Raw genomic sequence first — 13,238 nt, forward strand, 5'->3', positions numbered from 1 at the left:
GGCCGCACGAGCGAGCCGGGTGAGCGCCACGACGTTCACGGCCATCACCTTCTCCCTGGTCGCCGGCACGGAGCTGGGCACCAGCCCCGGTGACGTACGGCGGGCCGTCGGAGACAACACCGGACCGTTCCCGGAGCCGGTGGCGCTGAACGTCGTGCCCTGGGCCGGTTCGGCGCGCGACGACGGCTGGTCCTCCGAGGAGCTGAAGGTCCGGGACGAGTCCCGCAAGATCCTCGGCCTGCCGGATCTGCCCGTGGCCGTCACCTGTGTCCGGGTGCCGGTGATCACCACGCACTCGCTGACCGTGCACGCCCGCTTCGAGGGCGAGGTCACCGTCGACAAGGCCCGCGAGATCCTCGCCACGGCGCCCGGTGTCGTGCTGTTCGACAACCCGGCGGCCGGGGAGTTCCCGACCCCCGCCGATGTCGTCGGCACCGACCCGACCTGGGTCGGACGGGTGCGGCGGGCGCTGGACGACCCCACGGCGCTGGAGCTCTTCGTGTGCGGGGACAACCTGCGCAAGGGCTCCGCGCTCAACACCGCGCAGATCGCCGAGGTGGTGGCCGCGGAGCTGTCCTGATGGTGGACGGTTTGTAGGATCTGTGTGCGACATGTGAGCTGATCGATGGTCCGGACCACTTGTCCGCGGCGCTTCGGCATCAGAGGATTTATCTCCCCGTCCTCCGCAACCGTGCGGAGGGCGGGGAGCGTCTTTGCGGTCGCCCTTCGGCCGTGCAAGCGCTTCATCAGGCGTGGGGACGCCTGGAACCGGGCGTGGGGACGTCCGTTCATAATTGGACATAGGGGAAGAGCGGGACGCATGAGGGCATTTGACGCACCATCTGTTGTGCTGCCTGACGCGGGTAGACCGTCGACGGCGACGGTCGGCGTGAAAGTGACGCCCGGCACGTACAACCCTCACAGGGGTGAGCGTGTCCAACAGTCGTGGCAGAGGTACTCGACTTCAGCGCGGCACGCGGCACGGTCCTACGACCGCCCCGTCCGGCGGCTCTACGACCCCGCATGGCCGGTACGCCCGGTGGCATGCCGGTGATCGCGCCCGTGCCCGCAGCGCGGCCGGCCCGCATACCGAACCAGCGCGACGGCGCCGAGGACGATGCGGCGGCCGGCACCACCGTCGACCACCTCACCGAGACCTACCGCGCGCACTACCGCTCGCTGCTGGGTCTCGCCGCCCTCCTCCTCGACGACACCGCCTCCTGCGAGGACGTCGTCCAGGAGGCCTTCATCCGGGTCCACTCGGCCCGCAAGCGGGTCCGCGACCCCGAGAAGACCCTGGCGTACCTGCGGCAGACGGTCGTCAACCTCTCGCGTTCCGCGCTGCGCCGCCGCATACTCGGCCTGAAGCTGCTGTCGAAGCCCATGCCCGACATGGCCAGTGCCGAGGAAGGCGCCTACGACCAGCTGGAGCGCGACTCCCTCATCAAGGCGATGAAGGGTCTGCAGCGCCGCCAGCGCGAGGTGCTGGTGCTGCGCTACTTCGCGGACATGACCGAGGCACAGGTCGCCGAGGCCCTCGGCATATCCCTGGGCTCGGTCAAGGCGTACGGCTCGCGCGGTATCGCGGCGCTCCGGCTGGCCATGGAGGCGCCGGCATGAGCGCCCCGGACGGCGGCGCGGGCCGGGGCGGGGGCGACCGGCATGAGCCGACCAGGCCGCACGGGCAAGATCCGAAGCAATCGCACGCTGGGAACGGAACTGTGAACCACGGCCCCGACGACCAGAGCCCCGAGGGGTTCGACTCGGACGAGCTGGACCTGCGCACGATGCTGCACCAAGTGGTGCAGGAGGTGGAACCGCGCGACGGCACGCTGGAGTACCTCCGCAAGGCGGTGCCCCAGCGGCGGACCCGCAAGCGGCAGGCCGTCGTCGGCATGGCCGCCGCGTGTCTCTTCATCGGCACGGCTGTCCCCGCGCTCGTGCACGTCTCCAACTCCACCGGCTCCGACGCCAACCCGTCCGCCATCGGCCACGCCTCCGAGACCCAGGGCGGCGCGAGCCAGGGCAAGGGACCGGACGGCGGGGAGAGCAGTACGGGCAGCTCCTCCGGCAAGACCGAGGGCAAGGACAAGGGCGACAAGAAGGAGGAGGACAAGGGCAAGGGCACCGGCGCCACCACCGGCGCGACCCAGGGCGCCGACCCCTCCGCCACCACCGCCGCCGGTATCGCGGCGTGCACCGCGGCCCAGCTCGGCCCCGCCGGCGGAAGCAGCGCCGCCCCCGACTCCACGGGCGCGGTCTACGGCTCCTTCCGTGTCACCAACGTCTCCGCGGCGAGCTGCACTGTCACCGGCCCCGGCTCGGTGACCGCGCTGCCGCAGGGCACGGCCGACATCAGCAAGGTGAGCACGGCCCGGCACGTGGCCGGGGACGCTGCGGCGGGCCTGCCCGACCCGTCCCTGGAGGCGGCCCAGCTGGTGCTCGCGCCCGGAGCCGCCTACGACGTGAAGTTCGCCTGGGTCCCCACGGAGACCTGCCCCACCCCCGGCGGCAGCGTCGGCGGCCCCGGCGACCCCACCCCCGACCCCACCCCGTCGGGCGACACGACGGAGACGGGCGGCACCTCCACCGGCGGCGAGACGGGCACGGCCCCGCAGCTGGCCACGGAGGACGGCACGACCGACGGCAGCGTGGCGGTGACGTACACGCCGGGTACCGGCTCGGGCGCGAGCTCGGTCACGGTGACCAACGCGTGCGCGGGGACCGTGTACTGGACGGGCGTGCTGGCCGGCGCGTAAGGCCACCGGCCGGGTGGTCGCCGTCAGGCGACCACGCGCTCCGCTTCCTCGTCCTCCTGGACCAGCCCCAGCTCCGCGTCCCGGGCGAACTCCACCTCGCGCCGCAGCAACCGGAACCACATGAAGATCACGAACCCGACGAAGGCGAACCACTCGGCGGTGTAGCCGAGGTTCTGGAACGCCTTCAGGTCCAGCCCCGAGTCCGGCGGGGCGCTCGCGGGCACCGCCTTCATGCCCGAGTCACCCTTCGCCAGCGTGACCCACGCGTCGTACACGTCGTACGGCACCAGGTTCACCAGGGACGCCGCGCTGATCGCCGCGGTCTGCCCGGACGGCAGGCCGCCCTGCGCGCTGACGCCGTTGGCCCCCGGGGACTCGGACGCCTGGAGCGCCCCCGTGACCGTGACCTCACCGGTGGGCGGGGCGGGGGCCTCGGCCGCGTCCGGTGAACCGGGCAGCCAGCCGCGGACGACCGGCAGCGCCTCGCCCGAGTCGGTGCGCAGCAGCGTCAGGACGTAGTAGCCCCGCTTGTCGTCGAGCTCCCGGTCCGGCACCAGCAGCTGCTTGCCGTAGCGGCCGGTCGCGGTGACCTGCTTGCCGGACGTCGCCTTGGTCACCGGCAGCAGCTCGGCGAGCGGCCGGGGCGCCTCGTGCCGGGCCTCGGAGACCTGCTCGGTCGCGGTGCGGTGGTCCTGCACGCGGTCCTCGAACCGGCCCAGCTGCCAGGACCCCATGAAGATGCAGAAGGGGATGGACAACAGCACGAAGACGTTGATCCCCCACCATCGGGGCGTCAGCAGAAACCGGTACACACCCTTACGGTACGGGGCGGCGGGACGGTTCCCGCCCGCGGGGTGGGGCGCTGTCCCGGTACGCGCTTTCCGTTCCTCCGGACCCTGCCGGGAAGGGGGACCGGTGGAGGTTGTCCACAGGCTGGGGGCCTCGGCAGCGCGATGTCGGTCCAGGCGGGCAGTATGGGGCCATGACTGAGAGCAACGCGTCCGATGCGCGGGACCAGCGGGACCCGCGGGACCAGCACGAACAAGTGGTACAGGCGGGACAGCAGGAGCGGATGCCGGATTGGGAAAAGCGCTTTCGGGCGCCCCGGGTGTCCCTGCCCGACTGGGCGGAGGACGCGCCGGACCGCTCCCTGTTCGTGTCGAACGCGACAGGGACGTACGAGCTGTACGCGTGGGACCGGTCGACGGGCCACCAGCGCCAGGTGACGGACCGGCCGAACGGCACGACGGACGGCGTGCTGTCGCCCGACGGCGCGTGGATCTGGTGGTTCGACGACAAGGACGGCGACGAGTTCGGCGTGTGGCGCCGCCAGCCGTTCACGGGCGGTGCGGACGAACCGGCCGCCGCGGGTCTCGAGGCCTCCTATCCGGCGGGCCTCGCCCTCGGCCGCGACGGGCGCACGGCGGTCGTGGGCCGCTCGACGGACGAGGACGGCACGACGATCCACCTCGTCCGCACCGGCGAGGAGCCGGTGGAGATCTACCGCCACCGCGAGTCCGCCGGCGTCGGCGACCTCTCCCACGACGGCTCGCTCATCGCCGTCGAGCACACCGAGCACGGCGACGCCATGCACTCGGCCCTGCGCGTACTGCGCCCCGACGGCACCCCGGTCGCCGACCTCGACGACACCGAGGGCGGTACGCGCGAGCTCGGCCTCGAGGTCCTCGGCTTCGCCCCCGTCGACGGCGACACCCGCCTGCTCATCGGCCACCAGCGACGCGGCCGCTGGGAGCCCCTGGTGTGGGACGTGGCCTCGGGCGAGCAGACGGACCTGGCGCTGGAGCTCCCCGGTGACGTCAGCGCCGAGTGGTACCCGGACGGCACCGGCCTGCTCATCGTGCACGGCTTCGAGGCCCGCAGCGAGCTGTTCCGCTACGACCTCTCGAGCCGCGCCCTGGTGGAGATCCCGACCCCGCCCGGCACGGTCTCCGGCGCCACGGCCCGGCCCGACGGCAGCGTGGAGTACCTGTGGTCCTCGGCCGCCGAACCGTCGGCGCTGCGCTCCACGACGGGCGGTGTCGTGCTCGACCCGCCCGGCATGAAGTCACCCGGCTCGGTGCCGGTGGAGGACGTGTGGGTGGAGGGCCCCGGCGGCCGCATCCACGCACTGGTCCAGAAGCCGGAGGGCACCACCGGCCCGCTCCCCACCGTCTTCGACATCCACGGCGGCCCGACCTGGCACGACAACGACTCCTTCGCGGCGGGCCCGGCGGCCTGGGTCGACCACGGCTACGCGGTGGTCCGGGTCAACTACCGCGGCTCGACGGGCTACGGCCGTGCCTGGACCGACGCCCTGAAGCACCGTGTGGGCCTCATCGAGCTGGAGGACATCGCCGCGGTCCGGGAATGGGCCGTCAGCTCCGGCCTCGCCGACCCCGACCGCATCGTCCTCACCGGCGGCTCCTGGGGCGGCTACCTCACCCTCCTCGGCCTCGGCGTCCAGCCCGACGCGTGGACGCTGGGCATCGCGGCGGTCCCCGTCGCCGACTACGTCACGGCGTACCACGACGAGATGGAAGCGCTGAAGGCGATGGACCGCACCCTCCTCGGCGGCACCCCGGAGGAGGTCCCCGACCGCTTCGAGGCGTCCTCCCCTCTGACCTACGTCGACCAGGTCAAGGCCCCGGTCTACATCTCGGCCGGCGTCAACGACCCGCGCTGCCCGATCCGCCAGATCGAGAACTACGTCAAACGCCTGGAGAAGCGAAGCGCGATCCACGAGGTGTACCGCTACGACGCCGGGCACGGCTCACTGGTGGTGGACGAACGGATCAAGCAGGTGCGGCTGGAACTGGAGTTCGCGGAAAGGTACCTGCGGAAGTCGTAACCGCGGGCATGCGTGCCTCCCCCAGTGCCTTAAGGGCCTGGGAGGTGCCCCCAGGGCGGCACGGGTGGGCGCGGGCGGCACCCCGCTGCGCCGGGTTGCGCCACGCCCCGGCCTCAGCTCCGACGCCGGGCACCTTGTAACGCCGAGCTGCGCAGGGGCACCGCTCAGCGTCACGTGCCCGCCCGCTCCCGCCTCCTCCGCCCCAGCAACTCCGCCAACCCCCGCCGAGTCGCCGCCAGCACCACCCGGTCCCCAGCCCCCAGCACATACGTAGGAGGCAGATCCCACACCAGCCCCGAGGCCGGCGCACCCTCCTCCTCCGCACCCTCCCCTTCACTCCGACGCCCCCCAGGAGGTGCCGTATTGAGCGCCAGCACCCGCCAGGCCCCGCCCCGGAACGCCTCCGCCACCGTCCTGCCCTCCAGCTGCGGATGCCCGGCCACCTCCACCTCCGCGAACAGCAGCACCCGCCGCTCCACCGGAATCGCCCCCAGGATCTGCCGCCCCATCATCGCCCCGGCGAACGCGGGCGCGGCCAGATGGGACACACTCCGGCTCCGGGTGAGGGCGAAGGGATGCGCGGCCCGCAGGGTCCGGTACACGGCGGTCGCGAAGTCGTCGTCGTACAGCCGCAGCACGACCCGCAGATCGGGCCGCACGGACCGCGCGTACAGCGAGGCCTCCAGATTCGTCGTGTCCGCACTGGTCAGCGCCAGCAGCGCGTGCGCCCGGTGGATCTTGGCGGACTCCAGCACCCCTTCCTGTGTGACGTCCCCGAGCACCACCGGCACCCGCAGCCGCCGCGCCGTGGCCATCCCCCTGGCCTCCGGGTCGGACTCGACGCACACCACGGGAATGTGCAGCTCGCGCAGCCGCGTCAGCACCCGCGTCCCGATCTTGCCGAGCCCGAGCAGCACCACGTGCCCGCCGAGCCCCCGCGGGGGCTTGCGCAGGGTGGACGCACTGCGGAACGTGCCCAGGGCCTCCAGCACCGCGGCCAGCAGCACCGGCAGCAGCAGCAACCCGACCAGCCCGGACAGCAGTTGCAGGACCTGCCGCCCGATCGACTCGTGGTACGCGGGATCGTTGATGCCGAAGAGGTCGAGGAGCGTGACGTACGTGGCGTACAGGGGATGCTCCCCGGTCACGAACATCAGCGCGACGGCGAGCGCGAGCACGCACCCGACCAGCCCGGCCAGCGACCACCGCAGCCGGCGCGAGAACAGCGAGGCGAACGGCGGCACACCGCCCCGCCCGGAGGGCAGCGACGGCCCGGAGTACGCCACCTGCTCCAGGACGACCGTCCCGCGCCCGGTCGCGGACGCCACCGCCATCTCGTCCGGGAGCAGTTGAGGCCCGTGCTCCCCGCTGCTCTCGGAACCGTCGGCGCCGGCCGGGTCGTTGCTCGTGGCGGACAGCAGCGCCAGGGTGCACAGCCCGGGGTCGGCCACCTCGCCCGGCTGCGGCGGCTGCCGCTCCACGGCCCGCAGTACGAGTCCCTCAGTCTGGACGACCTTGCTGGTGCCGACGAGGGCGGTGGCGGCCAGCGCGGGCGCGGCCGTGTCGGCGTCGGACAGTACGGTCGTCGAGGTGTCGACGCCCGTGCCCGGCCCCGCCCCGGAGGCCACGGCCGCCGTCTGGTCGAGCAGTTCCTCGATGTGCTGCCCCAACCGCCGGTTGTAGAGCCGCAGTACGAGTCTCAGACTGGGGTTGATCCGGCGGGCCGTCAGCGCGGCGCGGATATTGGTCTCGTCGTCGTCGTACACGAGCGCCAGAGCCGCCGCCCGGTCCGCGCCCACCTCGGTGAGCACGGCCTCGGTGATCTCGGCGGCCTCCACGACCTGTTCGGTCGCGGCCGGTTCGGCGCTGCCCGTGCCCGTCCGGTTGACGGCCGCGCTGACCCGGTCGAGCAGGGCCGCCGAGGCGGCCCGGGCCCGTCCGACCACCGGCTGTCTTACCCGGCGCCCCGACGGCGGCACGACGAGCGTGACCTGTTCGCCGTAGACACCCCGGAGTTCGGCGGCCAGCCGATGGGCGAGCCCGTCGTCACCGCATACGACCATGTGCGTGGCCGGTTCGCCTGGCTGACCTTGATTCGGAACGCTCCCCACAAGGGAGAAGACTGCCTCACCGGGACGGCTGGTTCCAGAAGGGAACCGAGGTGCTTGAACGCCCGGGCCCGCCCGTCCGTATCGAAGGGGAGGCAATGCAAGCCCATGCGCACCACCGGAGGTACCGGGCCCGTGGCCACCACGAAGACCGTCCCGAGGGAGAGCGGCGAGCACGGGGACATCGAGGCGGACCGGGGCCGGGAAGGCCAGAACGGCCGGGAAGGCCAGGACGGCCGGGACGAGGGCAGACACCTCAATTCCGCCCTCCTGCTGACCCTTCTGCTGGTCACGGCGGTGATGTTCCAGGGCCCGATCCGCGGCGCCCTGGCCGCACCCGTGATGCAGAGCTGGATGACGGTCTTCGTGGCGGTCATGGTCCAGGCGCTGCCGTTCCTGGTCCTCGGCGTGCTGCTGTCGGCGGCGATCGCGGTGTTCGTGCCGGCGTCGTTCTTCGCCCGGGCCCTGCCGAAGCGCCCGGTCCTGGCGGTCCCGGTGGCGGGCGCGGCGGGCGCGGTGCTGCCGGGCTGCGAGTGCGCCTCGGTGCCGGTCGCCGGAGCACTGGTGCGCAGAGGCGTCACGCCCGCGGCGGCGCTGGCGTTCCTCCTCTCCGCGCCCGCCATCAACCCGATCGTGCTGACGGCGACGGCCGTGGCCTTCCCCGGCGACCCGGAGATGGTCCTGGCCCGTTTCGTCGCGAGCCTGCTGGTGGCCTGCGCGATGGGCTGGCTCTGGCACCGCCTCGGTCGCACGGACTGGCTGCGTCCCCCGGAGAGGGCGTCGTACGAGGGCCAGGGCAAGGTCGCGGCCTTCTGGGGCTCGGTGCGCCACGACGTGACACACGCGGGCGGCTTCCTGGTGATCGGCGCGATGGCCGCGGCGACGCTGAAGGCGGTGGTGCCGGGGGAGTGGCTGCGTACGGCGGCCGGACACCCCGTGTGGTCGGTCCTGTTCCTCGCGGCGCTGGCCGTCCTGCTGTCCATCTGCTCGGAGGCGGACGCGTTCGTGGCGGCGTCCCTGACCCAGTTCTCGCTGACGGCCCGCCTGACGTTCCTCGTCGTCGGTCCCATGATCGACCTGAAGCTCTTCGCGATGCAGGCGGGCACCTTCGGCCGCGCCTTCGCCCTGCGCTTCGCCCCCGCGACCTTCGCCCTGGCCGTCGTCGTGTCGGCCCTGACCGGAACGGTCCTGCTGTGAACCGCCTGGCCCAGAGCGCCCTCCTCTTCCTCCTGGGCGCCACGCTGCTGCACGCCGGCATGACCGACCTCTATCTGCGCTACGTCAAGGCGGGCCTGCGGCCGCTGGTCCTGCTGGCGGGCGTGGTACTGATCGCGACGGCGGCGGCGACGCTCTGGTACGACCGCCGGGGCAGCGGGCACGGCCACGATGGCGCCGGGGGCGGACACGAGGGCGCCGGGAGGGGGCACGACCACCACCACGAACCCCGCGTCACCTGGCTCCTCACGCTCCCCGTCCTGGCCCTGATCCTGGTCGCCCCGCCGGCCCTGGGCTCCTACAGCGCCTCCCACACCGGCACGGCCCTCCAGAAACCCTTCGGCTTCCCGGACCTCCCTGCCGACGGCCCTCTCCGCCTGGGCGTGGCCGACTACGCGGGCCGAGCGGTGTACGACAACGGCCGCTCCCTCCGCGGCCGCGAACTGAAGATCACCGGCTTCGTCACCCTGGACCGCGCCGGCACCCCCTACCTGGTCCGCATGGGCCTCAACTGCTGCGCGGCGGACGCCCAGCCGGTCAAGATCGCCCTGACCGGCGACATCCCCCCGGTCCTGAGCCCGGACACCTGGCTGGAGATCACCGGCCGCTACACCCCGCGCCGCACCAAGGACCCGGTCAACAACGGCCCCGTCCCGTACCTCGAGGTCACCCGCGCCAAGCCGGTCCCCACCCCGCACGACCCCTACGACGAAACATGGAACACCTGAACTGGCGTACTAGAAGCCGCACTTCCGGGTACTCGTGAATCCCGCTGCTGAGCGAGGGGGACGCATGACCACACACAGAGGCGAGTTGCGCACCGAGGCCCGCGAGGAACTCGTAAAGGCCGACAACAGGGCCGAACTGACCCTGGCGACCCTGGGTGCGGCCCTGACCGCCCTGCTCGGCGCGATCGCCGCGGGCGTCATCGCACCCGCCCAGTACGCCGTGATCCCCCAGCTCCTGGTCTGGGCCGGCTGCGCGGCCTGCGCCCCGTCCCTGGTCCTGCTCGGCCTGGCCGCGAGGCCCCGCACCGTCTGGGTCAAGTACCGCTGCATACGGCGGGGGATGGCCTGGGGAGCGGTCTTCCTCACGCTCACCTTGGCGGGAACGCTGGCCGGGGCGCTCACATAGGGGCTGCACCGGGGGCTGTGCCGAGCCCTCCCCACGGGAGAACCCGGCACAGGCTCAGCAGATCAGACCGAGCGGCTCGCCTTGAAGCCGTAGTGGATGACGTCCTTGCCGTCCTCGTCCCAGTTGAGACGCAGGGCCCCGTCGGCGTACGCGCTCTTGCCGCCGACCTTCTTCTTGATCGTGGAGGACGTCCACGAACCGTTCCCGCTGCCGTTCATGGCGGCCAGCTTGGACCGGATGCCGAAGTCCTTCTTCAGCAGGACGCTGTCCGCGCCCGCGTCGGAGTGCTTGAGGTACAGCCGGAACTGGGCGCTGTCGAAGGTCTCCGACAGGTCGGTCCCGGAGTACCACGGGGGAGCGTCCCAGGTCACCTTGGCCTTGGCGTAGACGTAGCTGCCGGACCGGGCCACACAGTTCTTGACGGTGAAGTCCCAGTTGTCGCCCCAGGGACCGGTGTACCCCGCGTCGTCGATGGTCTTGGAGCTCTCCTTGCACTTCCAGCTCAGCGCGGCCGCCGGCGAGACGGACAGCACGGACGCGCCGACGACGGTGGCACCGACCAGCGCGACCGACATGAACTTCTTTCCTGCGGAAGACTGCCGGGAAGGCACTGTTCGACGCAGATTCACTATCAGGTTCCCCTCGTTGTGGTGTTGCGATCTGCCCACTCATGAGCAGAGAACGATCACCCTACAACGTGTTTACGACCGCACATGATCGAAGTGGCCTGGGAGTGGTGGCAGTTGGCATCGCGAGGGCAAGCGGAGAACGGGTTCAGGGGCGCCGGACGGTGGTCCCCCGGACGACGAGGCGAGGCGCGCCGAGGTCCTCGGCTCGGCCGGCATGTTCACCCTGGGCGACGCCCGCCGCACACACCTGACCGCAAACGGCCTGGACGGCCTCACCGCCCTCGAGTCGGTCACCACTGGGCTACCAGCCAGGCTAAAGTGACACCACGGGTACGGGTACGTACGCGTACCCGCACCTCGGGTCGATGCGTGAAAGGGAACTCTCGCCATGTCTGATGCCAACGTCCGCATCCCCGCCGACGCCCGCGACCGCCTGGCCGAGATAGCTGCTGGGGAAGGACTGTCTTTGCGCTCCTACCTGGCCCGGCTGGCCGAGACCCTGCTCACTCCGGCCGAGCGGGCAGAGCGGGCAGAGAAGGCACAGGCAGTGCTGCGGGAGTGGAACGGTTACGACGTCGACGAGCACCAGCAGGCCGAGCTGGACGCCGAGCTGGACCGCCGCATGGCCGAGGCAGGTGCCCCGTGACCCGTGATGTGCACGTGTTCCTGGACGAGAGCGCGATGGTGGCCGCCGACCGGGGCAGCGTACTGACCTCGCGGCTCATCCATCGAGCTCACGCCGAGCCGGGCTGGTTCCTCTATGCCACGGTGTGTGCCCTGGTCGAGGCCGACCGGGCCCGGCCCGGTACCGCGGAGCACATCGCGGCGCTGCCCGGCGTCGCCATCGTCGACCTGGACCTGCCTGCCGCCCTCTCGGTGGCCCGCGCGACCACATGGGCCGACGCCCACACGCTCTATGCCGCCCAGCCCAGCCCCGACCGACCGGATGGTGCGGTGATCGCCACCGCCAAGCCACACATGTGGAAGGAGCATCCGGTGCGCACCCTGGACCTTAGTCCCTGAACCCAGCCCATCTGCGGTCAGCAGGCCGGACGGAGACGGACCCCCGATTCCCTGGACCGGCATTCCCTGCAGCACCCGGGCTCCGCCGCGCGAAACGCCCGCTCACATCCGTCACAGGTCTGAAAGGGCAGCACGACCGGCCGGCTCGCACCCTCGGCGAGCGGGCGCGGAGGCGGCGCGGGCAGGGGAGTCTCCCGCAGACGGAAGGCGAGGATGCCCGCCGGCCGGGTCAGGAAGCGATCGGGGAGCCGTGCGGTCATCAGCACGGTGATCTGGGAGGCGTCGACCCCGGCCGCGAGCCACTGCGCGACGGCCGGCGCCAGCCGCACGGCCTCCTGCTCGGACAGCACGAGACGCGGATCGACGCGGCGGAGCGAGACCAGAACGGCAAGCGCCTTGGGATCGGCGTCGGAGAGCGACGCGGGTTTCTCCGGCTGGTTCTGAGCGGGGGCGGGCGCCGCTTTCTCGACTGCGGGCGACTTCCGGGGCCGGGGCGGCTCGGGCGGTCCGCCATCAGGGGCACCCCCGGGCACGTCGTAGAAGTAAGTCCGCGTACGGACCTGCCCGGTGGGCGTTCGCTCACGGCGGCGCTCCAGATACCCAGCCCCCTCAAGCTCCCTGAGGGCCCGCGAGATGAGGATCTCGCCCTCGCTGAAGTGCTTGCACAGGGCACTGATGGTCACGGAAGAACCGTCGGGCAAGGAGGAGATGTACGCCGCGACACGACCGTGACCGCGCTGCCGCGTCGCTGGACATGCGCGGCGTTACGGGCCCAAGGCTGCGAGAGGGGCATGTTCACCCCGCGCAGAGGCCGCTCCGCAACTCTCGACGACCTGATCAGCAGGGGCCTACTCTAGCCAACACCCACCCCGGCGGAACGAATACGGCGAGACCTCCACCAACCCCAGACCGTGTGGCCCACCATAGCGATCGCAACGGCAACAGCTGTGTACCGAACGGTGGTCCAGGTCCCCAGAACAACCTGACTCGGCCCGCGCGACTCCGTCTCCAGACGCATGGAAGTCTCATAAAAAGCCACCAAGGGAACAAGCAGCCGGAAGGACAGGCCGCCGATGCCCGGCACCTGTGCGAGGTTCCCCAGGAGCCCAAGGGGTGCTCCAAAGAGGAATGCCAGCACACCCCAGAGGGCAATTCCGGATGATCCCGCACCTGAGGAATCCAGTCCATCCAGTGAGGCCAGATTTGCCTTAATCAGGTAGTAGGTCACGACACCGATTGTCAGCCCCACAGGGGCGAGGACAACTGATTCGATTTTGGACCGGCGGAAATAACCCACCAGAAACGCGTAACAGGCCCACGGCCACCCACCGGTGAAAACGGCGCCCACGGCCGCACCTGGACGGCCACCCCACTGCTCAGCGGTAGGCCCTATCAGGCCAAGCAACAAGCCAAGCCCAAGCGGCACCGCAAACGATGCGACGCGAGAATCCCAAAATTTCACTTTTCGCCTTCCGGTCCTAGTGTGGCATGACTCCGGGCCCGTGTGCGCCCGGAGTCATGC

Annotated in this window: 13 protein-coding genes and 1 pseudogene; 9 read left to right on the forward strand and 5 right to left on the reverse strand. The window is 71.4% G+C overall.

All coding sequences use genetic code 11. The features are described from left to right. From ACWIF2_RS37625 to ACWIF2_RS37635, 3 genes are all read left to right on the forward strand, one after another. Positions 1-580, forward strand: a 580-nt coding sequence (locus ACWIF2_RS37625) for an aspartate-semialdehyde dehydrogenase (RefSeq protein WP_454365779.1), incomplete at its 5' end; no start/stop codon positions are given. A gap of 464 nt (positions 581-1,044) precedes the next feature. Further along, a complete protein-coding gene (locus ACWIF2_RS37630) occupies positions 1,045-1,620 on the forward strand; it encodes a SigE family RNA polymerase sigma factor (RefSeq protein ID WP_382492703.1) in 576 nt (191 codons plus the stop codon). Between the two features lie 101 nt (positions 1,621-1,721). Then, complete coding sequence (locus ACWIF2_RS37635; RefSeq protein WP_454365781.1) at positions 1,722-2,759, forward strand: hypothetical protein; 1,038 nt, start codon at positions 1,722-1,724, stop codon at positions 2,757-2,759. 23 nt (positions 2,760-2,782) lie between these two features. On the opposite strand, the gene ACWIF2_RS37640 is transcribed toward ACWIF2_RS37635, so the two are convergent. Beyond that, complete coding sequence (locus ACWIF2_RS37640; protein WP_454365783.1) at positions 2,783-3,571, reverse strand: SURF1 family protein; 789 nt, start codon at positions 3,569-3,571, stop codon at positions 2,783-2,785. A 170-nt stretch (positions 3,572-3,741) separates the two neighbouring features. On the opposite strand from ACWIF2_RS37640, the gene ACWIF2_RS37645 reads away from it, so the two are divergent. After that, positions 3,742-5,607, forward strand: a complete 1,866-nt coding sequence (locus tag ACWIF2_RS37645) for a S9 family peptidase (RefSeq protein ID WP_454365785.1) — start codon at positions 3,742-3,744, stop codon at positions 5,605-5,607. Positions 5,608-5,777: 170 nt separating this feature from the next. On the opposite strand, the gene ACWIF2_RS37650 is transcribed toward ACWIF2_RS37645, so the two are convergent. Then, on the reverse strand, positions 5,778-7,670 hold the full coding sequence (locus tag ACWIF2_RS37650) for an NAD-binding protein (protein WP_454365787.1): 1,893 nt from the start codon (positions 7,668-7,670) through the stop codon (positions 5,778-5,780). Positions 7,671-7,850: 180 nt separating this feature from the next. On the opposite strand from ACWIF2_RS37650, the gene ACWIF2_RS37655 reads away from it, so the two are divergent. The 3 genes from ACWIF2_RS37655 to ACWIF2_RS37665 all read left to right on the forward strand — a co-directional run bounded on the left by ACWIF2_RS37655 (position 7,851) and on the right by ACWIF2_RS37665 (position 10,064). After that, positions 7,851-8,912 (forward strand): permease, encoded by a 1,062-nt coding sequence (locus ACWIF2_RS37655; protein WP_454365788.1) that lies wholly within the window; start codon positions 7,851-7,853, stop codon positions 8,910-8,912. After that, positions 8,909-9,658 (forward strand): TIGR03943 family putative permease subunit, encoded by a 750-nt coding sequence (locus ACWIF2_RS37660; protein WP_454365790.1) that lies wholly within the window; start codon positions 8,909-8,911, stop codon positions 9,656-9,658. Before ACWIF2_RS37655 ends, ACWIF2_RS37660 begins: the two co-directional genes overlap by 4 nt. Positions 9,659-9,722: 64 nt before the next feature. Beyond that, complete coding sequence (locus tag ACWIF2_RS37665; RefSeq protein ID WP_454365792.1) at positions 9,723-10,064, forward strand: hypothetical protein; 342 nt, start codon at positions 9,723-9,725, stop codon at positions 10,062-10,064. A 62-nt stretch (positions 10,065-10,126) separates the two neighbouring features. Here ACWIF2_RS37665 and ACWIF2_RS37670 read toward each other — a convergent pair whose 3' ends face one another. After that, complete coding sequence (locus ACWIF2_RS37670) at positions 10,127-10,639, reverse strand: hypothetical protein (protein WP_454365794.1); 513 nt, start codon at positions 10,637-10,639, stop codon at positions 10,127-10,129. A gap of 442 nt (positions 10,640-11,081) precedes the next feature. Here ACWIF2_RS37670 and ACWIF2_RS37675 point away from each other — a divergent pair, with 442 nt between their 5' ends. Next, the gene (locus tag ACWIF2_RS37675; RefSeq protein ID WP_454365796.1) at positions 11,082-11,339 is read left to right on the forward strand and encodes a hypothetical protein; all 258 of its coding nucleotides are present in this window, start codon (positions 11,082-11,084) and stop codon (positions 11,337-11,339) included. Between the two features lie 35 nt (positions 11,340-11,374). Next, on the forward strand, positions 11,375-11,716 hold the full coding sequence (locus ACWIF2_RS37680) for a hypothetical protein (RefSeq protein ID WP_454365800.1): 342 nt from the start codon (positions 11,375-11,377) through the stop codon (positions 11,714-11,716). Positions 11,717-11,733: 17 nt separating this feature from the next. Here ACWIF2_RS37680 and ACWIF2_RS37685 read toward each other — a convergent pair. Further along, a pseudogene (locus ACWIF2_RS37685) lies at positions 11,734-12,509 on the reverse strand (hypothetical protein). A gap of 60 nt (positions 12,510-12,569) precedes the next feature. After that, on the reverse strand, positions 12,570-12,944 hold the full coding sequence (locus tag ACWIF2_RS37690) for a hypothetical protein (protein WP_454365798.1): 375 nt from the start codon (positions 12,942-12,944) through the stop codon (positions 12,570-12,572). Positions 12,945-13,238: the final 294 nt, after the last annotated feature.

The sequence above is a fragment of the Streptomyces sp. NPDC055506 genome (assembly GCF_053643595.1).

What these genes read in the sequence shown, in the direction of transcription:
- ACWIF2_RS37630 (WP_382492703.1), top strand. Translation starts at nt 1,045, where the DNA reads ATGCCGGTGATCGCGCCCGTGCCCGCAGCGCGGCCGGCCCGCATACCG.
- ACWIF2_RS37645 (WP_454365785.1), top strand. Translation starts at nt 3,742, where the DNA reads ATGACTGAGAGCAACGCGTCCGATGCGCGGGACCAGCGGGACCCGCGG.
- ACWIF2_RS37650 (WP_454365787.1), bottom strand. Translation starts at nt 7,670, where the DNA reads ATGGTCGTATGCGGTGACGACGGGCTCGCCCATCGGCTGGCCGCCGAA.
- ACWIF2_RS37665 (WP_454365792.1), top strand. Translation starts at nt 9,723, where the DNA reads ATGACCACACACAGAGGCGAGTTGCGCACCGAGGCCCGCGAGGAACTC.
- ACWIF2_RS37670 (WP_454365794.1), bottom strand. Translation starts at nt 10,639, where the DNA reads ATGTCGGTCGCGCTGGTCGGTGCCACCGTCGTCGGCGCGTCCGTGCTG.
- ACWIF2_RS37675 (WP_454365796.1), top strand. Translation starts at nt 11,082, where the DNA reads ATGTCTGATGCCAACGTCCGCATCCCCGCCGACGCCCGCGACCGCCTG.
- ACWIF2_RS37680 (WP_454365800.1), top strand. Translation starts at nt 11,375, where the DNA reads ATGGTGGCCGCCGACCGGGGCAGCGTACTGACCTCGCGGCTCATCCAT.